General features: G+C 66.7%; 21 protein-coding genes. 13 read left to right on the plus strand and 8 right to left on the minus strand.

Annotated elements, in window-relative coordinates; translation table 11 throughout:
* Nucleotides 1-6: 6 nt before the first annotated feature.
* Both L1F06_RS17260 and L1F06_RS17265 read right to left on the minus strand, forming a co-directional pair.
* Nucleotides 7-660 (minus strand): OmpA family protein, encoded by a 654-nt coding sequence (locus L1F06_RS17260; protein WP_003245530.1) that lies wholly within the window; start codon nt 658-660, stop codon nt 7-9.
* Between the two features lie 82 nt (nt 661-742).
* Entirely contained in the window at nt 743-1,888 is a 1,146-nt protein-coding gene (locus tag L1F06_RS17265; protein WP_003245532.1) for an EstA family serine hydrolase, read from the minus strand.
* Between the two features lie 239 nt (nt 1,889-2,127).
* Here L1F06_RS17265 and mbhE point away from each other — a divergent pair, with 239 nt between their 5' ends.
* From mbhE to mnhG, 6 genes are read left to right on the plus strand one after another with little or no spacing between them, the layout of a single operon-like run.
* On the plus strand, nt 2,128-4,848 hold the full coding sequence (mbhE, locus tag L1F06_RS17270; RefSeq protein ID WP_012018013.1) for a hydrogen gas-evolving membrane-bound hydrogenase subunit E: 2,721 nt from the start codon (nt 2,128-2,130) through the stop codon (nt 4,846-4,848).
* Entirely contained in the window at nt 4,848-5,252 is a 405-nt protein-coding gene (locus L1F06_RS17275) for a Na+/H+ antiporter subunit C (RefSeq protein ID WP_003245535.1), read from the plus strand. The genes mbhE and L1F06_RS17275 overlap by 1 nt, the downstream gene beginning before the upstream one ends.
* Nucleotides 5,249-6,745: a proton-conducting transporter transmembrane domain-containing protein gene (locus tag L1F06_RS17280; RefSeq protein WP_129481546.1), complete on the plus strand. Its 1,497-nt coding sequence runs from the start codon at nt 5,249-5,251 to the stop codon at nt 6,743-6,745. The genes L1F06_RS17275 and L1F06_RS17280 overlap by 4 nt, the downstream gene beginning before the upstream one ends.
* On the plus strand, nt 6,745-7,242 hold the full coding sequence (locus L1F06_RS17285; protein WP_096826009.1) for a Na+/H+ antiporter subunit E: 498 nt from the start codon (nt 6,745-6,747) through the stop codon (nt 7,240-7,242). Before L1F06_RS17280 ends, L1F06_RS17285 begins: the two co-directional genes overlap by 1 nt.
* Complete coding sequence (locus L1F06_RS17290) at nt 7,239-7,550, plus strand: MrpF/PhaF family protein (RefSeq protein WP_003245540.1); 312 nt, start codon at nt 7,239-7,241, stop codon at nt 7,548-7,550. Before L1F06_RS17285 ends, L1F06_RS17290 begins: the two co-directional genes overlap by 4 nt.
* The gene (gene mnhG, locus L1F06_RS17295; protein WP_003245543.1) at nt 7,547-7,888 is read left to right on the plus strand and encodes a monovalent cation/H(+) antiporter subunit G; all 342 of its coding nucleotides are present in this window, start codon (nt 7,547-7,549) and stop codon (nt 7,886-7,888) included. The genes L1F06_RS17290 and mnhG overlap by 4 nt, the downstream gene beginning before the upstream one ends.
* A 1-nt stretch (nt 7,889) precedes the next feature.
* Here mnhG and dinG read toward each other — a convergent pair whose 3' ends face one another.
* Nucleotides 7,890-10,034 (minus strand): ATP-dependent DNA helicase DinG, encoded by a 2,145-nt coding sequence (gene dinG / locus L1F06_RS17300; protein WP_012018009.1) that lies wholly within the window; start codon nt 10,032-10,034, stop codon nt 7,890-7,892.
* A 139-nt stretch (nt 10,035-10,173) separates the two neighbouring features.
* Between dinG and L1F06_RS17305 the strand changes: the two genes are divergently transcribed.
* Nucleotides 10,174-10,638, plus strand: a complete 465-nt coding sequence (locus L1F06_RS17305) for a CopD family protein (RefSeq protein WP_003245547.1) — start codon at nt 10,174-10,176, stop codon at nt 10,636-10,638.
* Between the two features lie 18 nt (nt 10,639-10,656).
* Here L1F06_RS17305 and L1F06_RS17310 read toward each other — a convergent pair whose 3' ends face one another.
* The 4 genes from L1F06_RS17310 to L1F06_RS25035 form a co-directional block, all read right to left on the minus strand.
* Entirely contained in the window at nt 10,657-11,418 is a 762-nt protein-coding gene (locus tag L1F06_RS17310) for a hypothetical protein (RefSeq protein ID WP_012018007.1), read from the minus strand.
* Nucleotides 11,411-11,752, minus strand: a complete 342-nt coding sequence (locus L1F06_RS17315; protein WP_232460365.1) for a DUF1145 domain-containing protein — start codon at nt 11,750-11,752, stop codon at nt 11,411-11,413. Before L1F06_RS17315 ends, L1F06_RS17310 begins: the two co-directional genes overlap by 8 nt.
* A gap of 118 nt (nt 11,753-11,870) precedes the next feature.
* A complete protein-coding gene (locus tag L1F06_RS17320) occupies nt 11,871-12,605 on the minus strand; it encodes a PA1041 family peptidoglycan-binding anchor lipoprotein (RefSeq protein ID WP_012018005.1) in 735 nt (244 codons plus the stop codon).
* Nucleotides 12,606-12,736: 131 nt separating this feature from the next.
* On the minus strand, nt 12,737-13,369 hold the full coding sequence (locus L1F06_RS25035; RefSeq protein WP_003245555.1) for an OmpA family protein: 633 nt from the start codon (nt 13,367-13,369) through the stop codon (nt 12,737-12,739).
* Nucleotides 13,370-13,532: 163 nt separating this feature from the next.
* Between L1F06_RS25035 and L1F06_RS17330 the strand changes: the two genes are divergently transcribed.
* The 3 genes from L1F06_RS17330 to L1F06_RS17340 all read left to right on the plus strand — a co-directional run bounded on the left by L1F06_RS17330 (nt 13,533) and on the right by L1F06_RS17340 (nt 15,705).
* Nucleotides 13,533-14,030: a DUF6231 family protein gene (locus L1F06_RS17330; protein ID WP_129481547.1), complete on the plus strand. Its 498-nt coding sequence runs from the start codon at nt 13,533-13,535 to the stop codon at nt 14,028-14,030.
* 4 nt (nt 14,031-14,034) lie between these two features.
* On the plus strand, nt 14,035-14,517 hold the full coding sequence (locus L1F06_RS17335; protein ID WP_129481548.1) for a YchJ family protein: 483 nt from the start codon (nt 14,035-14,037) through the stop codon (nt 14,515-14,517).
* A gap of 66 nt (nt 14,518-14,583) precedes the next feature.
* Nucleotides 14,584-15,705 carry a hypothetical protein gene (locus tag L1F06_RS17340; protein WP_129481549.1) on the plus strand — a complete coding sequence of 374 codons (1,122 nt, stop codon included), beginning with the start codon at nt 14,584-14,586 and terminating at the stop codon, nt 15,703-15,705.
* Between the two features lie 108 nt (nt 15,706-15,813).
* Here the strand turns inward: L1F06_RS17340 and L1F06_RS17345 are convergent, their stop codons facing one another.
* Nucleotides 15,814-16,368, minus strand: coding sequence for a hypothetical protein (locus L1F06_RS17345; RefSeq protein ID WP_012018001.1), 555 nt, complete (start codon nt 16,366-16,368; stop codon nt 15,814-15,816).
* Nucleotides 16,369-16,560: 192 nt separating this feature from the next.
* On the opposite strand from L1F06_RS17345, the gene L1F06_RS17350 reads away from it, so the two are divergent.
* From L1F06_RS17350 to L1F06_RS17360, 3 genes are read left to right on the plus strand one after another with little or no spacing between them, the layout of a single operon-like run.
* Entirely contained in the window at nt 16,561-17,058 is a 498-nt protein-coding gene (locus L1F06_RS17350; RefSeq protein ID WP_177490996.1) for an LEA/WHy family protein, read from the plus strand.
* Between the two features lie 5 nt (nt 17,059-17,063).
* The gene (locus tag L1F06_RS17355; protein ID WP_003245566.1) at nt 17,064-17,255 is read left to right on the plus strand and encodes an SEC-C metal-binding domain-containing protein; all 192 of its coding nucleotides are present in this window, start codon (nt 17,064-17,066) and stop codon (nt 17,253-17,255) included.
* A gap of 7 nt (nt 17,256-17,262) precedes the next feature.
* Complete coding sequence (locus L1F06_RS17360) at nt 17,263-17,727, plus strand: DUF2489 domain-containing protein (protein WP_129481550.1); 465 nt, start codon at nt 17,263-17,265, stop codon at nt 17,725-17,727.
* Nucleotides 17,728-17,899 lie beyond the last annotated feature (172 nt).

Consider the following 17,899-nt stretch of genomic DNA (forward strand, 5'->3'; position numbering starts at 1 on the left):
CCAAGCTTACTCCGACTTGCTCAATTTTCCTTGATCTGCGGCAGCTACCTTGGGACCGTCGATGGCATCGGCCTTGGCCGGCTGGCTGTATTTGGCGATCAGGCCCTGCATGGTGTCGCGCGAGGTCAGCAGAATCTCGACGCGGCGGTTGAGTGCGCGGCCGGCAGCGCTGTCGTTGGCGGCGCGCGGCATGTCCGAACCGAGGCCCATGACCTGCAGGCGGTTCTGCTTGAGGCCGCTGAGGCGGAAGATGGAGGTGACGGCGCGGGCGCGCTGGTCGCTCAGTTCACGGTTGCGGGTGGCATCGCCACTGCTGTCGGCATGGCCGAGCACCACGACGGCCATGTCTTCGTCGCTTTCCAGCAGCTTGGCGACGCGAGTGATGGGGCCGAGGCTGACCGGCAGCAGCATGTGCGGGCGGTCCGGGTTGAACGAGCCCTGCACCGGTGCGGTGACCACCAGCAGGTTCTCGCGGCGCTCGAATTCGAAGTGACTGCCCTTGACCGCTTCACGCAGCTTCGGCTCGTACTCGTCGAGCCAGGCGCGGGTCACCTGGGGCGGCGGCATCACGGCCGCCTTGGCGACTTCCTTCTTTTCCGAGCCGGCGCAGCCCGCAATCAGCAGGCAGCAGGTGAAAGCGAAAATGGTGTTGGCACGCATGAAGCCCCCGAGGTCACACAAGTCTAATGGTCGGATCGTTATGGATGGTATCGATCAGCTGGCGCAAGTTTAGCCGCTTCAATCAGATACAGTCCGCAATCTCTTGCGCAAGTTTCTGCGCTCGGGGGTCCATCAAGACGAACGGTCCTAGATTGTTGGTCACGAAGCCGAACGCCAGGTCCCGATCAGGGTCGGCGAACCCGCTGGAGCCCCCCGCTCCCGGATGACCGAACGCCCGGGGCCCCATGCCGTAGGTGGCATTGGCCACATCGGCCTGATCGAGCATGCAGCCCAGGCCGAAGCGGGTGCGCGTCAGCAGGGTCTTGTCTTCACCGAGACTGTGCTGGCGGGTCATCTCGCCGAGCAGCTCGCTCTCCAGCAGGCTGCCGTCGAGCAGCCCGGCGTAGAACCCCGCCAGGCTGCGCGCATTGCCATGGCCGTTGGCGGCCGGCTGCTGCATGCGCCGCCACTCGGGCTTGTTTGTGCTGGTCATGATCGACGGCGGATTGGTGAACGAGCGGGTGCTCATGGCCGCAGGTTCGCTCATCATCACCCGCAGCAGGCGCTGCGCCGCGGCGTCGCCGAGGTTGCCCTTGCCGCGCGCGATATGGGCGACGCGGTCGAATTCGCTGTCGGCCAGGCCGACATGAAAATCCAGCCCCAATGGCCGGGCGATGCGCGCGGCGATGCTCTCGCCGGGGCCACGCCCTTCCACCCGACGGATCAGCTCGCCGACCAGCCAGCCGTAGGTGATGGGCGCATAACCATGCCCCTCGCCGAGCGGCCACCAGGGCTCTTCGGCGGCCAGCGCGCTGGTCATGGTCTGCCAGTCGTACAGCGCTTCGGCCGGCAGCATCTGGTGCAGCGCCGGCAGCCCGGCCTGATGGCAGAGCAGATGACGCACGCTGATGCGCTCCTTACCGGCAGCGGCGAACTCGGGCCAGTAGCGGGCCACCGGAGCGTCCAGGTCCAGCTTGCCTTCGCCCACCAGCTGCAGGACCACCACGGCGGCGAACGGCTTGGTGCAGGAGAACAGATTGGCGATGGTGTCGCTGTGCCAGGCCTGCCGGCCATCCTTGTCCATCACCCCGGCCCACAGATCGATCACCGTCTCTCCGCCGACCTTGACGCAGAGGGCCGCACCGCGCTCCTGCGGGTCCTCGAACAGGGCGGCGAACGCCTCTTTCACCGCCTCGAAGCGCAAGTCGAAATAGCCCTGAATCTGCACACTGTTCTCCTGTTCGGGTGGCGCGCCAAGCGTGGCGGCAACGAAGGCCGCCTATCATGCAATGTTCTGAAACTTCATAAAATAGCGATCTTCGATTGGTTTTTCCTATGCTGGAAAAAAGCGCGGCCTGATATGACCGGCCCGCCATGCGCCCTTTACCAGGCAGGCTGGAGCCAACCTGAAGTGCGTTCGCGGTCTATCGGCAGCCTTGGCCCCGACGCTTGGCACAGGAGAAATGCGTGCTCTACCTACTGTCCCTGATCGCCCTGGCTGCTGTCTCGGCGCCGGCGCTGACGCGCCTGCTGGGCGCCCGCACCGGCTGGCTGCTGATGCTGGCACCACTGGTGGCGTTCATCTGGTTCGTCCAGCAGATTCCGCTGGTGGCCGGTGGCGAGACCGTGCTGCAGAGCCTGAGCTGGATTCCGGCGCTGGGCATCAACCTGAGCCTGCGCCTGGATGGGCTTTCCCTGTTGTTCGCCCTGCTGATCAGCGGCATCGGCAGCCTGATCGTGCTGTATGCCGGCAGTTACCTGTCCAGCCATGTCCATCTAGGGCGCTTTCATGCCTACCTGCTGGTGTTCATGCTGGCCATGCTCGGCCTGGTGCTGGCCGACGACTTGGTGGCGATGTTCGTGTTCTGGGAGCTGACCAGCATCGCCTCGTTCCTGCTGATCAGCTTTCAGCACGACAAAGCCGTATCGCGCCGCGCTGCGCTGCAGGCCTTGCTGATCACCGGCGGTGGCGGCCTGGCACTGCTGGCCGGGCTGATCCTGCTCGGCGGCGCCACCGGCAACTGGCAGTTCTCCAGCCTCAGCGCCGAGCAGATCGAAGGCCACGCGCTGCTGCCGGCCATCATGCTGCTGGTGCTGCTGGGCTGCTTCACCAAGTCGGCGCAGGTGCCCTTCCACCTGTGGCTGCCCAATGCCATGAACGCACCGACCCCGGTGTCGGCCTATCTGCACTCGGCAACCATGGTCAAGGCCGGCATCTACCTGCTCGCCCGACTCAATCCTGTGCTCGGCGGTTCCATCGGCTGGGGCACCCTGCTGATCACCTTCGGCGCCGCCACCGCGGTACTGGGCGCCTTCCTCGCCTTCCGCCAGACCGACCTCAAGCGCCTGCTGGCCTACACCACGGTGACCGTGCTGGGCCAGCTGACCATGCTGATCGGCACCAACACCAGCTATGGCCTGCAGGCCTTCGTCCTCTATCTGGTGGCGCATTCCCTTTATAAAGGTGCGCTGTTCATGGCCGTCGGCGCCATCGACCACGCCACCGGCACCCGCGAGCTGGCGCGCCTGGGCGGTTTGATCCGTTTCATGCCGCTGACCGGCGCCGCCGTGGCCCTGGCGGCGTTCTCCAACGCCGGCCTGCCGCCGTTCTTCGGCTTCATCGCCAAGGAGTTCAAGTACAGCGGCCTGATCGAGATGGGTCATATCGGCTGGGCGGTGACCCTGGTGATGATCCTCACCAATGCCCTGCTGTTCGCCGCCGCCGGCCTGGTATTCCTGCAAACCTTCCTCGGCAGGCGTGGCGACTACCCGCGCACGCCGCACGAGGTTGGCCTGCCGATGTGGCTGGGCCCCATGCTGCTGGCCATCGGCGGCTTCTTCCTCGGCGCCTGGAACGCCTGGCCGGAGACCTGGCTGGTCAATACGGCCGTGCAGGCGGTGGCGCGCGGCCCGGTGGACGTCAATCTGTACCTCTGGGGCGGCATTACCCCGGCGCTGGTGGCGAGCCTGGTGACGGTCTCGCTGGGGGTGTTTTTCTACCTGCTGCGCGATCGCGTCAGGCAGGTGCTGGATCGCGCCAACGCTGCCTGGAACGTCAGTGGCGACCTGCTCTGGGATCGCCTGCTCAAGCGCGTGTTCTTTTTCGCCGGGCTGCTGGCGGCACGCTTTCAGCACGGTTCGCTGCGCCAGCATCTGGTGCTGCTGGCCCTGGCGGTCGGCGGGCTGCTGGCCGTCGGCCTGCTGCCGGCGCTGCCGCAACTGCTGCAGGGCAGCTACAGCCCCATCTCCCTGCTGGGCGCGGCCGGTTGCCTGGTGGCCCTGGCCGGCGGCGTGGCGGCGGCCTTCCTCCCTGGGCGCCTGACCCTGCTGGCCGCGCTCGGCGCCTGCGGCCTGGGCCTGGCGATGATCTTCGTCTCGGTCAACGCGCCGGACGTGGCCATGACCCAGCTGATGGTGGAAACCCTCAGCCTGATCTTCCTCGCCCTGGTGTTTCGCAAGATGCCCACCGTGCCGCCGAGCGGCGCACGCGCCCCCTGGAAGCGCCGCCTGCATGCCGGCGTGGCCATCCTCTTCGGCCTCAGCGTGACCGGCGCCCTGCTGCTGGCGGTCAGCCTGCCGCTGCCGGGCGAGGTCGCCCAGTGGTACCAGGCCAACAGCCTGCCGGGCGGGCACGGGCACAACGTGGTCAACGTGATTCTGGTGGACTTCCGCGCCTTCGACACCCTGGGCGAGATCCTCGTGGTGGCCCTTTCCGCCCTGGCCGCCGCCAGTCTGCTCGGCAGTGGCCAGCGCATCGGCAACGAGCACGGCGGCGAAGACGCCTTCACCTCGCCGCTGCTGCGCCAGGGCCTGCGCCCGCTGGCCTGGCTGATGATGGCGGCCTCGCTGCTGCTGCTGTGGCGTGGCCACAACCTGCCGGGCGGCGGCTTCATCGGCGGTCTGGTGGCGGCCTGCGGCCTGATCCTGCTGGTGCTGACCTACGGCCACGGGCAGATTCGCCGGGTGCTGCCGCTGCCACCGGCACAGCTGATCGGCATCGGTCTGGGCTGCGCGGCAGGTGCCGGCATTCTCGGCCTGCTCGCCGGTAGCGCCTTTCTCACCGGCCTATGGATCTTCCCCGGCGGACTGCCGCTGGGTACGCCGCTGTTGTTCGATGTCGGCGTATTCCTCACCGTGTTCGGCTCCGCCCTGCACATGATCGACAAGCTGACGGGAGTACGCCACTGATGGAATGGCTCGCCGCAATCACTACCGGAGGCCTGGCCGGGCTGGGTCTGTGGATGCTTCTGGACCGCAACCTCAAGCGCGTGGTGCTGGGGGTGGTGGTACTGGGCAACGCGATAAACCTCGGCGTACTCACTGCCGGACGCTTCTTCGGCGAACGTCCGGCCTTCGTCGACGCCGGCAACGGCGCCAGTACCGCCAATGCGCTGCCGCAGGCACTGGTGCTGACCGCCATCGTCATCGGCTTCAGCCTGTTCGTCTTCGCCCTGGCACTGCTCAAGCGCACCCGCGAACTGCACGGCGACAAGACCACCGACTCGGTCAGCTCGATCACCGAGCAGCCGGCGCCGGACTGGCATGCCGGCGAACATGAAAGCGATGGCAACGGCGCAGAGGCACGTCGATGAACCAGGCTTTGCTCGTTGCACCGATTCTGATCCCGCTGTGCAGCCTGCTGCTGGCCACCGTGCTGCGGCGCCATCTGCTGGCGGTGCGCGCGCTCAGCCTGGGCGGCACCGGCCTGCTGCTGGCGGCGGGCCTGGCGCTGGTCTGGCAGGCGGCTCATGGCGTGGTGCTCAGCGGCCAGGTCGGTGGCTGGCAGGCGCCGTTCGGCATCAGCCTGGTGATCGATCGCCTGTCGGCGGTGATGATCGCCATCAGCGCACTGATCGCCCTGGTCACCCTGCTCTACGGCATAGCCAAGGACAACGACACGCGCATCGGCCGCGATTTCCACCTGTTCGTCCAGGGCCTGCTGACCGGCATCTGCGGCGCCTTCATCACCGCCGACATCTTCAACCTCTACGTCTGGTTCGAGGTGCTGCTGATCGCCTCCTTCGCCCTGATGGCCCTGGGCGGTGGCAGCCGCCGGCTGGCCGGCAGCATGACCTACGTGGCGCTGAACCTGTTCGCCACACTGATCTTCCTGCTCGCCGCCGGCCTGGTCTACGGCGCCAGCGGCACGCTGAACATGGGCGAGCTGGCGATGATCATGCGCAGCGGCGAAGCGCCGCCCGGCGTCACCCCGGCGCTGCTGCTGATGCTGTTGTCGTTCGCCATCAAGGCCGCGTTGTTCCCGGTGTTCGGCTGGCTGCCGGCCACCTACCACGTGGCGCTGACGGCGGTCTCGGCGATGTTCGCAGGCCTGCTGACCAAGGTCGGGGTGTACGCGCTGATTCGTCTGGTGACCCTGCTCTGGCCGGAATACGGTCTGCCGCACCAGCTGCTGCTGTGGGTCGCCTGCGCCACCATGCTGGTGGGCGTGCTGGGCGCGGCGGCGCAGACCGAGGTGCGTCGCATCCTGTCATTCCATATCGTCAGCCAGGTCGGCTACATGATCCTCGGCCTCGCCCTGGCCACCCCGCTGGCCCTGGCCGGCGCGGTGTTCTACCTGATCCACCACATCATCGTGAAGGCCAACCTGTTCTTCATCGGCGGGCTGGCCGCGCGCATCTGCGGCTCCGAACGCCTGGTGGCCATGGGCGGCCTGTACCGGCGCATGCCCTGGCTGGCGTTGCTGTTTGCCATCCCCGCCCTGTCGCTGGCCGGCATACCGCCGCTGTCCGGTTTCTGGGCCAAGTTCCTGCTGGTCAAGGCCAGCCTGGATGCCGCCGCCTGGTGGGCTGCCGGCATCGCCCTGCTGACCGGGGTGTTCACCCTGCTGTCGATGAACAAGATCTGGAACGAGGCCTTTCTCAAACCCCATCCGCAGGGCGAGGAGGCGCTGCAGCCGGTGCCTGGCATGCGCGCGGCCTGGCTGGGCATGGCCGGCCTGGCCCTGCTCACGGTATTGATCGGCCTGGGCGCCGGCCCCCTGATCGACTACGCGGTGGCCGCCGCGGCGCAACTGGCCGATCCGCAGGCCTATCTGCAGCCCTTCGCAGCAGTGGGAGGTAACTGATGCCATTTCTCGTCCATCTGCTGGCCAGCGCGGGCCTGGCCTGGAGCCTCGGCAGCGCTCATCTGGGCGGCGGCCTGCTGGCCTTCGCGGCGCTCTATCTGCTCGCCCGCCTGCTGGGCCTGGCCGTGGCGCGTCTGCGCCGTTATGCGCAAAGCCTGGAACATGGCATCAGCTTCTGTCTGTGGTTCATCGCCCAGGTGTTCCTCGCCACCTACCACGTCGCCACCCTGGTGCTGGCACGGCGGGTGGAGGTGGAGCCGGCAGTGCTGGCCTACCCGGTCACCCGCCGCGAGGTGGACAAGGTCACCCTGCTCGGCACCCTGTTGACCCTCACCCCCGGCACCCTGGCCCTGGAATACGACGAGGAGCGCGGCCTTCTCTACATCCACGCCCTCGACGCCCGGCGCAGCGAGGACGTGACGCACATTCTGACCGAGCTGGAACGCCGCCTGCTGGCCTGGCTCGATGCCGGCAAACGCGAAGGAGTAAGCCCATGACCCTGCATCTGGCTGGTGCCGCCTGGGTCCTGCCCCTGGCCGCCGCCCTGCTCGCGCTGAGCGGGCTGATCGTGCTCTACCGTCTGCTGCGCGGGCCGAGCCGCCCGGACCGTGCGGTGGCCATCGACGCCCTGACCCTGCTGGCGGTGGCCGCCATGGCGCTGCTCTGCCTGATGCGCGGCGAGGCGCTGTTCGTCGATGTCGCCGTGCTGCTGGCACTGGTGTCGTTCCTCGGCACCGCGGCCTTCGCCTTCCTGTTCGATGACGCCCACAGCCAGCTTCCGGGCAAACGCGAGGAACGACCATGAACGAAGTACAGGCCTGGCTGGCATCGCTGCTGGTGCTTGCCGGCGCACTGATTTCCCTGCTCGGCGCGATTGGCGTGCTGCGCCTGCCGGACAGCTACAGCCGCATGCACGCGGCGAGCAAGGCCGGAGTACTCGGCGCGGTGCTGCTGCTGGGCGCCGTGGCGCTGGCCAGCAGTGGCGAACTGGCCCTGGAGGCTCTGCTCGGCCTGCTCATCCTGCTGGCCAGCGCGCCCCTGGCCGCCCATGCCGTGGCCCGCGCCGCCCACCGCGCCGGTATCAGGCCGACACTGGGACGCCTGGGCGACGATCTGGAGCGCAGTCACCAGAAAGGCGAGTGACTCAGTCGATCTGCCGACGAAACGGCGGCAACGCGTTGAGAATGGCCTTGCCGTAGCGCTGGGTGACCACGCGCCGGTCCAGCAGGGTGATGGTGCCGCGGTCGGCCTCGGTACGCAGCAGGCGGCCGCAGGCCTGCACCAGGCGCAGCGAGGCGTCCGGCACGGCGATTTCCATGAACGGATTGCCGCCGCGCGCCTCGATCCATTCGGCCAGCGCCGCCTCCACCGGGTCGTCCGGCACGGCGAAGGGAATCTTGGCGATCACCACGTGCTCGCAGTAGGCGCCAGGCAGGTCGACGCCCTCGGCGAAGCTGGCCAGGCCGAACAGCACGCTCTCCTCGCCCGAGTCGACACGCGCCTTGTGCTTGTTCAGGGTCTCCTGCTTGGACAGGTTGCCCTGGATGAACACGCGCTTGCGCCAGTCGCGGTCGAGGCCGTCGAACACATCCTGCATCTGCCTGCGCGAGGAGAACAGCACCAGCGTGCCGCGGCTGCCGGCCACCAGTTCCGGCAACTCGCGCACGATGGCGGCGGTGTGCAGCGCCGCCTCGCGCGGGTCGGCCTTCAGATCCGGCACGCGCAGCAGCCCGGCATCGGCGTGGTGGAAGGGGCTCGGCACGATGGCGGTGACCGCCACCTTGGGCAGCCCGGCGCGCATGCGGTAACGGTCGAAGGTGCCCAGCGCGGTAAGGGTGGCCGAGGTCACCAGAGCGCCGTGGGCGACGTTCCACAGGTTGCGGCGCAGGGTTTCGGCGGCCAGGATCGGGCTGGCGTTGACCTCGATGTCGAACAGCGCGCCGCTCTCGGCCAGGGTCAGCCAGCGCGCCATGGGCGGGCTTTCCTCGGGGTCTTCGGCGGTGAAGGCCAGCCACAGCTCCCAGTTGCCCTTGGCCCGCGCCATCAGGCTGCCGAACAGCGGGTACCACTCCTCGGCCTGATGGCTGGCGATGCCCACCGCGCCCTCGCCGTCCATGGCTTCCTTGAGCAGCTCGGTGACGCCGGTGAACAGGTCGTTGAGCTTGGAGAAACCCTTCTTCAGCTCCAGTCCCAGCTCGGTCAGGTGCTCCGGCACCACGCCGCCGACGAAGCGGTGACGCGGGCGCTCGCGCCCCTCCATGTCCTCGCCGGCCTTGAAGTCGGCGATCTGCTCGCAGGCACTGAACATGAACTGCTGCTGGGTCTTGAGCTCGCGGGCCAGCTCCGGCACCTGTTCGATCAGGCGGCCGAGATCGCCCGGCAGCGGGTTCTGCGCCAGCAGCTTGGTCAGGTTCTTGTCGATCTGGGTCAGCCAGTCGGCGGTCGAGCGCAGGCGGGTGAAATGGGCGAAATGGCCGATGGCCTTGTCCGGCAGGTGGTGCCCTTCGTCGAAGACATAAATGGTCTCGCGCGGGTCGGGCAGCACCGCGCCGCCGCCCAGGGCCAGGTCCGCCAGCACCATGTCGTGGTTGGTGACGATCACGTCGACCTTGCCCATGCCCTCGCGTGCCTTGTAGAAGGCGCACTGCTGGAAGTTCGGGCAGTGGCGGTTGGTGCACTGGCTGTGGTCGGTGGTCAGCTGCGCCCAGCGGCTGTCTTCCAGCTCCTCCGGCCAGCTGTCGCGGTCGCCGTCCCACTTGTTGCCGGCCAGTTTCTCGATCATCGCGGTGAACAGCTTCTGCCCCTGCTCGTCGACGTCGATGCGAAAGCCTTCTTCCTCGAACAGCTGGGCAGTGGCGCTCTGCGCGGCGCCGTCCTGCAGCAGGTGATCGAGCTTGGACAGGCACAGGTAACGGCCACGGCCCTTGGCCAGGGCGAAGCTGAAATTCAGCCCGCTGTTACGCAGCAGATCCGGCAGGTCCTTGTGCACGATCTGCTCCTGCAGGGCGACCGTCGCGGTGGCGATCACCAGGCGCTTGCCGGCGGCCTTGGCGGTGGGAATGGTGGCCAGGCTGTAGGCCACCGTCTTGCCGGTACCGGTGCCCGCCTCCACCGCGACCACGGCCGGCTCGCCCAGGCGCTTGCCCTCGTCGTCGGTCTTGATGGTGCCCAGCACCTTGGCGATCTCGGCGATCATCAGACGCTGGCCATAGCGCGGCTTCAGCGACTTGGCTTCGAGAAAGCGCGAGTAGGCGCCCTGGATCTGGGACTTGAGTTCGGTACTGAGCATGAGTTCTGGAACGAAAAAGGCTGGATAAATTTTCAGTATTCGCGGATCGGCCGCTATCATAGCGCGCCAATCGCTTCGGCGCAGACTCACGTGCCCTCGAGTTTCGCCAGAGGCCTGCCCACTCGTCCGGAGACCGCGCATGACCCCTTACGCCCCGCTCTACGCCCTGCATCTGCTGGCCGCCGTCATCTGGGTCGGCGGCATGTTCTTCGCCTGGATGATCCTGCGCCCTGTTGCCGTGCAGGCGCTGGAAGCGCCGGCGCGCCTGCGTCTGTGGCTGGGCGTGTTCGAGAAGTTCTTCGTCTGGGTCTGGGTGGCGGTGGTGACGCTGCCGCTGAGCGGTTTCGCCATGCTGCATCTGAGCCATGGCGGCCTCGATGGCGCACCGCGCTACGTGCAGATCATGATCGGTCTGTATCTGGTGATGCTCGCCCTGTTCCTGCGCATCCAGGCGCTGCGGCTGCCGGAGCTGCGCCGCGCGGTGGCCAGCGAGAACTGGCCTGCCGGCGGCGAGGTACTGGGCAAGATTCGCAAGCTGGTGGGCAGCAACCTGCTGATCGGCCTGTCGCTGATGGCGCTGGTGGCGATGCGTCCGTCCTTCTGAGGACGCTGCCCGCCTCGATCAGAAACGCAGCACCTGCAACGCGCCATCGGGCCCTGCCGGACCTTCGCGCCCGGCTTGCCCGGGCTTGCCATCCGGGGCGCCATCGACTCCGTAGAGCAGGCAACCCTTGGCCTTGCCACCGCGACCGGCACGCCCCGCGGCCCCGGCTTCGCCGCCTGCACCGCCATCGAGCAGCACGCGCAGACGCTCCACCTCGACGTGCTGCGCGGCTTCCAGCGTCACCTTGCCGCCTGCGGCGCCCGCCAGACCGTCGCTGCCGTCCTGACCGTCATGGCCGGCACTGGCCTGCCCCCAGGTGCAACCGCCCGGCTGGCCATGGGCGCCGTCCAGGCCCGCATAGCCAGGCGTGCCGCGCCCGCCACGTACGTCCAGAGTGAGATCGTCGAAGGTCAGCCGGTGCAGCTTCAGATGGATTTCACGTCCTGCTGTCGCGGGTCGCTGATAGCTGCCCGCGGCGCCCCTGGCGCTGATCCAGGCGCCCGGGGCGATCTCGCCGTCCAGCACTTCCAGGCGCAGCGCCTGCTCGCTGGGCGCCACACCGATACGTGCTTCGCGCCCCATCAGCAGTTGGCCGATGCGCAGCTCCGTGAGCGTAGCCGGGATGAGCAACGTGGCATGATCCGCCACTTCCAGACGCTCCAGCTGCAACGCGCTGCCGGCATTGGGCAGGCGCATCAGGGCGTGGGAAGGTACCGTGATCTGCGTATCGGCTGCCGCCGTGGCGGCGCCGAGCCACAGCACCAGCAGCAGATTACGCATGCGCCGCCTCCTCGGCTGCGGCCGATGCCTCGGCGGCAGCCGCCACCGTCGGCTTCAGCGGGTAGAGGTGGAAGATGCCGAACAGCAGTACCTGCAACCGGTCGAGCCAGGGATTGCTGCGCCCGGTCAAGGTGTCGGCGAACAGCCAGAGCTGCACCCCATGCAGAACCAGGAGGAATGCCGCCAGCAGGTGGATCAGTTGTTCGAAGGGGGGCCCCACCCATTTGACCAGGGCCGCGCCGAATACCAGCCAGAACGACAAGGTCAGCGCCTTGCCAGCAATCAACAGTGCTTTCATCCCGCCCTCTCGCTCGGTTTTCCAGTAGCGCAGCACGTTAACCGCTCGCGGCCCGGACCACCAGTCTGGAGGGCGTTTTTGCATGACTTCGTCTAGCGCCTGGCGACAAGGCGGCGAGCCTCAGACCCTCCCCGGTCCGAGGCACGCTCGTTGCTCAACGGGAAACGTACAGCTCTACCCTGCGGTTCTGCGCACGCCCGGCATCACTGCCGTTGTCCGCCACCGGCTGGCTCTCGCCGCGTCCTTCGGTGCTGAGCTTGCCGGCCGGCACGCCCTGGGCGACGAGGAAATCCGCCACGCTACGCGCACGGCGCTCGGACAGACCCTGGTTGTAGGCGTCCGAGCCGACGCTGTCGGTATGGCCGACGACCTTCACCGAGACCAGGCTGGCGCCGGTCAACCGTGCGCTGACATCGGTGAGCAGGCGCCGCGCCTCGGCGGTCAGTTCCGCGGAGTCGAAGGCGAACAGCACGTTGCCCAGGTCGCTCAGGACGATGACTTCGTCCTGCGCTACCGGCTCCATGGCAGGCGCAACAGGGGCGCTGGCGGGGTACTGCGGCAACGGGCAGCCGTTATGGCTCACGGCGGTACCGGCAGGCGTGCCGGGGCAGCGGTCGCGGCGGTCGAACACGCCGTCACCGTCCTCGTCGCCATCCTGCGCGTAACAGATGATGGTGCCGAGCAGCGCACCGGCGACAGCGCCGCCTGCTGCCCAGGTGGAACTCTCGATGGCACCCAGGCCGCCACCGGCCAGGGCTCCGATCGCACTGCACAGGGGCCAGTTCCCCTGGTTGAGCGGCGCGTCTCCCGTACTGGAAGTCGTGGCACAACCGGAGAGAACACTGCTGACCAAGAGAAAAGGTAAAACCCTCGAAAGGTGGGCTCTCATGGCGGTGTCTCCTGTGTTACCGACTGAATGCCGGTAACACAGGAGTAAAGACGCCGCTTCGCTTGAGCACAAGAACAGCAGAGCCCGCGCGGCTTGTGGCCGGGCGGGCTCTGCTCAGGCATTACCCCGGCTTAGGGCTGAGCCTCGACCTCGGCTTCTACGCGACGGTTGATGGCACGGCCTTCGGCGGTGGCGTTGTCGGCAACCGGGCGGCTTTCGCCATAACCCACTGCCTGGACGCGATTGGACTCGACGCCGTACTGGTTGACCAGTACCTCGCGCACCGCATTGGCGCGGCGCTCGGACAGGCCCTGGTTGTACGCGTCACTGCCCACCGAGTCGGTGTGCCCTTCGACCACGGTGCTGGTCTGCGGGTATTGCTTCATGAAGTCGGCCAGCGCTTTGATGTCGCCGTAGCTTTCCTGCTTGACCTGAGACTTGTCGAAGTCGAACTTGACGTCCAGCTCGACCCGCACCGCCTCGGCCCGAGGTTCGGCGACCACGACTTCTTCGACGACGACTTCCTCGGCCACGGCAACCTGCTGCGCATCGGCGCCATGCACCCAGCAGTAGGCAGCCGCCATGCCGGCACCAAGCACGGCGCCGCCACCCGCCCAGGTGGAGCTTTCGATCGCACCCAGCGCAGCACCGCCGACACCGCCCACCGCCGCACAGGTGGGCCAGTCGGATTTCTGCAAGCCGGCGCAACCGGTCAACAGGGTACTGGCCAGAATCAGGGGTACAGCGTTCCTTGTGATGCTCATACTTTAGGTCTCCAATGTTCATCGGCCCATAACCGATTCAATGGTAGTAAAGACAGGAGTTGTGCAATCCGCCAGCTATAGGAGGTATTGCGCATAATTTCCTCGGACTCTAGGCCTGTTCCCGGCGTCACGTTAGTCTTTGTCGAGTTTTCGAGGATGTTCCATGACCGCCAGCCCAAGTTCCCGTACCCCGCAGCAGGCCCTGGCCGCGCTGCTCGACCGTTACAGCCCGGCGAAGCTCCTGCTGCTCGGCGCCAGCGAGCTGCCCGCACTCAGCGCCTTCCAGAGCGTGCATCCGGACTGCAGCGTGAGCCTGGCGCCGGCCGCCGCGCTGACGCCAGAACTGGCCGCACAGCGCTTCGACCTGGCCCTGCTGGTCGATTGCCTCGAGCACATGCCCAAGCGCGAAGGCCTGCAGTTGCTGGGCGGCATTCGTAATCTCAATGCCAGCCGGGTCGCCGTGCTGGTGGATCTGCAGGCGAGCGATTGGCGCGAAACCGATTTCTTCGCCCTCGCCATGCAGGCCAGCGAGCAGTTCCAGCGCGAGGGACAGACCCTGCATCTGTTTACCTACGATCTGCTCGACTACAAGCAGGTCCCCGACTGGCTCAACGCCAAGTTCTGGGCCAACCCGGAAAACTTCGGCAAATACTGGTGGTGAGGCGATGAGCCAGCTCGATCCAAGCTGCCCCTGCGGCAGCGGCAAACTACTCGGCCAATGCTGCGGTCCCTACCATGCCGGCAGCCACGCCCCCAGTGCCGAGCTGCTCATGCGCTCGCGCTACAGCGCGTATGTGCTGGGCCTGGTGGACTATCTGGTCGCCACCACCCTGCCCGTGCAGCAGAGCGCCCTGGACCGCGAAGCCATGGCCGCCTGGAGCGCCCAGGCCACCTGGCTGGGCCTAGAAGTCGAAGGCAGCGAGGTATTCGGCGGCCAACCCGAGCATGCGCAGGTCACCTTCACCGCGCGCTGGCATGACGAGAACGGCGAGCACTGCCATCGCGAATGCTCGGCCTTCGTCCAGGTTCAGGGGCGCTGGTACTTCCTCGACCCGACTGCGCCCTTGAAAGCCGGGCGCAACGACCCCTGCCCCTGCCAGGGCGGGCAGAAATTCAATAAGTGCTGCGCCCCCTATCTCGGCACCTGACTGGCACTCGCACCGCTTTCTGCTTGAGTTGAAGCGTCCGCAGGGACATTCAACAAGGAGAAGGCCATGCACAAGAAGAGTGGTATCGCGTTCATCCTGGCCAGCCTGCTTATGGGCTGCGCCGGACAGCCCAATGGGCCGACAGGGGACTACACGGATCTGGGCGACAGCCAGCGCGTCAGCCGGCTGTTCGCCTATCCGAACAACTGCAGCGTGATCTGCTACCGCGACTGGACGCTGGAACAGACCGTCGAGCATTACCTGAAACAGAGCCTGGCACGCGACGGTTACGACCAGGCCAGCGTACGCGTGCTGCGCAACGGGGAGCGCATTCAGGCGTATTTTTCAGGCACGCCGCAGGGCTACGGGCGCTCCCTGCAGCAGCTGCTCGATTCCGGCGACCTCGCCTACCAAGGCGCCAGCCAGCTGAACCGCGACGGCAAGTGGCAGTACAACTGGTACTTCTTCCTGCCGCTGGGTATGGCGCTGGAGAACCGCAAGAGCGTCGAGCTGCTGCATTTCCCACCCGATTACTCGCTGACCCAGGCTCAGGACTACCTGCGCTCCAGCACCACCGACCGCTGGGCCGCGCTGCTCAGCTACAACGGCATTCCCCAGGCCCAGACACCGGCCTATCAGACCATCGTCGATATCGCCCCCATCGCCGCACCGGCCAGCGCCGGCAGCGCCCTGGAGGGCGTCTACGGCTACTTCAACAGCTACCAGCAGCGCATGGTCAGCGAACTCAGCGCCGGCAAGGGCGACGGTACGCTGCCGATGGTTGCCTTCGGCAGCCCGGTGCGCAACTGGATCAAGCAGCAGTACGGCGTGAACCTGCCCGTGCTCGGCCTCGGGCAGATCAGCGCGGCACCCGGCCAGCTGGTTTCCGTGCTGGGTGCCAACCATCCCAGCTATATCTGGTACGCAGCCGATCCGGCCAACAACCAGGGCAGCGAAGACAAGGCCAACGCCACCGGAATCCGGGTGATGGGGCAGGATCTGAGCGCCGCCTGCTGGCAGGCCGGCATGGGTCAGCAGCCTGCGGGCAACCCGCAGCAGACCCTCGCCGCCTGTACCCAGAAGTGGCAGGTGACGGACAAGATGCAGACCTGTGAGCTGTTCTTCGTCACGGTACGCAATCTCAAACCGGAAGAGGCCGAAGCCAAATGCAAGAACCAGGCAGGCTGACCGATCTGCCCGCCCTGCAGGCAGGCCGCTAAGCGGAGCGAATGCCGCGGCCGACGTCGCGGCGTTCCTTCAAGCCAGTGCGGCCGGCCCCAGCGCGCAGAATGCCGCTCACTCCTGCAGTTTCAGATGCGAGGTATCCGGCGGTGGCGCGGCGGCCTCGGCCTTGGCCTGGCCCATGTCGCTGCCCACCGGGGCCAGACTGAACTGCGAGAGGTCGACGCGAGGCGCCTGGGCATCGGGCTTGGCGTCCTGCAGATCGGCACCTACCGGGGCGATGCCGAAGTCGGGCGCATCCACTTCGCTGAATGCCGCCATGTACTCGTCGCGCGGAGCCACCTGCAGGCGTCCCGGCCTGGGCGCTGCGGCCGGCACCACCGGTGCGCCGGCCGTTTCGAGCGGAGGCGGAGGCGCCAGCTCGACCTCCTCAATCGGCATGTCCATGTCGACCACTTCCACCCGCGCACCGGCGCGCTCCAGCGTCGCCCGGTACTTCTCCGCCCCGGCCGCATCGAGATTGTTCTTGATCACGATGCGACGGCCGGAAAACAGCTGAGCGATGCGCTGGGCGTCAGCCTGGAACAGCTTGGCCATGTTGGCCTTGACCAGCTCCGGTTGGGCGCCAGGCACCAGTTGCCCGGAGAAGGCGATCTCATAGCGACTCATGGTCACACTCCTGTCCTATTCAGGTTGCAGTATGGCGCAGGTTTTTTTGCGCTAATACTGCAGGCGTCTCATCCATGTTGTTTCGAACCGTCCAGACCGTGAAGAGCAACCGTATCGTATTGAAAATAATGGCTCTTGCCCGGTTGCAGCCGAGCGCTTGCTTGTTACACTGGGGCGCAACGGGGGTATGAAATGCTTTCTCAGGCGCAAATGATAAGAATTATCAGCCTATTGATGTTTTTCGGCCTGCTTTCTGGCCTCACAGGATGCTCTACCTGGATGACAGGTAGTTTCAAGGACCCGGATGTCCAACTCATCAAAGTTGATGTGGTCAAGGCCAGGCTGCTCGAACAGGAGTTCCGCCTGCGCTTTCGTATCGATAATCCCAACGGCGTGAACCTGCCGGTGCGCGGGCTGGACTACAACGTCCACCTCAACGGCATGCTGCTGGCCGAAGGGCATTCCAACGAGTGGTTCACCGTGCCTGCGCATGGCCATCACGTGTTCGAGGTACCGGTGCGTACCAACCTCTGGCGCCACGTGCGACAGATCGTCAAGGCGCTGGAAAAACCCGACGTGCCGATCCGCTACAGCCTCAAGGGCGAGGTAAAAACCGGCATGTTGTTCGGACGCCGCGTGCACATGGCGCGCAATGGCGAGATAATTCCGGGCGATTTCATCCCGGAGTAACCGCAATGAGCAACCAACCCCACGTCCACGGCCCCGACTGCAACCATGATCACCAGCATGACCATGGTCACGTTCACGGGCCGCATTGCAATCACGGCCATCAGGAGCCGGTGCGCAACGCCCTGAAGGATGTCGGCCGCAACGACCCCTGCCCCTGCGGCAGTCAGAAGAAATTCAAGAAGTGCCACGGCGCCTGAGGCTCGGATGAGCACGATAACGCTCACGCTCGTGCTGGCCGGTCTGCTGCTGATCGCTGCGCTGGCGGCGTATGCCTGGCACCTGTGGCGCCGCGTCTGGGCGCAGCAGGAAAGCCAGGCCGCCGCCGAGCAGGAACGCCGGCAGCGGCTCGGCGGTGACCTGAACATCCTCGCCAGCAGCCTGCTGGACGAGCAGCTGCCGCTGATCGAAGGTGCCATCCGCATCAAGGTGCTGCTCGACAACTACGACAGCGCCCTGAGCAACGATGCCCGCTGCCAGGTCTTTCACCAGCTGTTCGAAGCCACCGCCGACGTGCCCACCCACGCCGCCTGGAAGGCGCTGGACAAGCCCGCACGCCGACGCTTCGAGAAGCGCTTCACCGAGCTGGAGCTGCAACACAAGGCCGCCGCCCGCACGGCAGCGCGCTGGCTGCTCGACGAAGGGCTCGCCAGCCGGCCGGACAGGGCCTGAGCACGTCCCCAGCAGCGGCGCACGCCTGCGGCGATGAGCAGGCAGCTGGCCGCCCCCTTGTCAGGCCAGACCAGCCTCTTTACCTTGGCGACTTTGGCGCCGGTCGCAGCCCGACCGGCGCTTCGCGCACCCTTGTCGCCCTTCTGAACGCTCGCACTCCAAGGACAACCGC

The organism is Pseudomonas hydrolytica, assembly GCF_021495345.1.
GTDB classification, from domain to species: domain Bacteria; phylum Pseudomonadota; class Gammaproteobacteria; order Pseudomonadales; family Pseudomonadaceae; genus Aquipseudomonas; species Aquipseudomonas hydrolytica.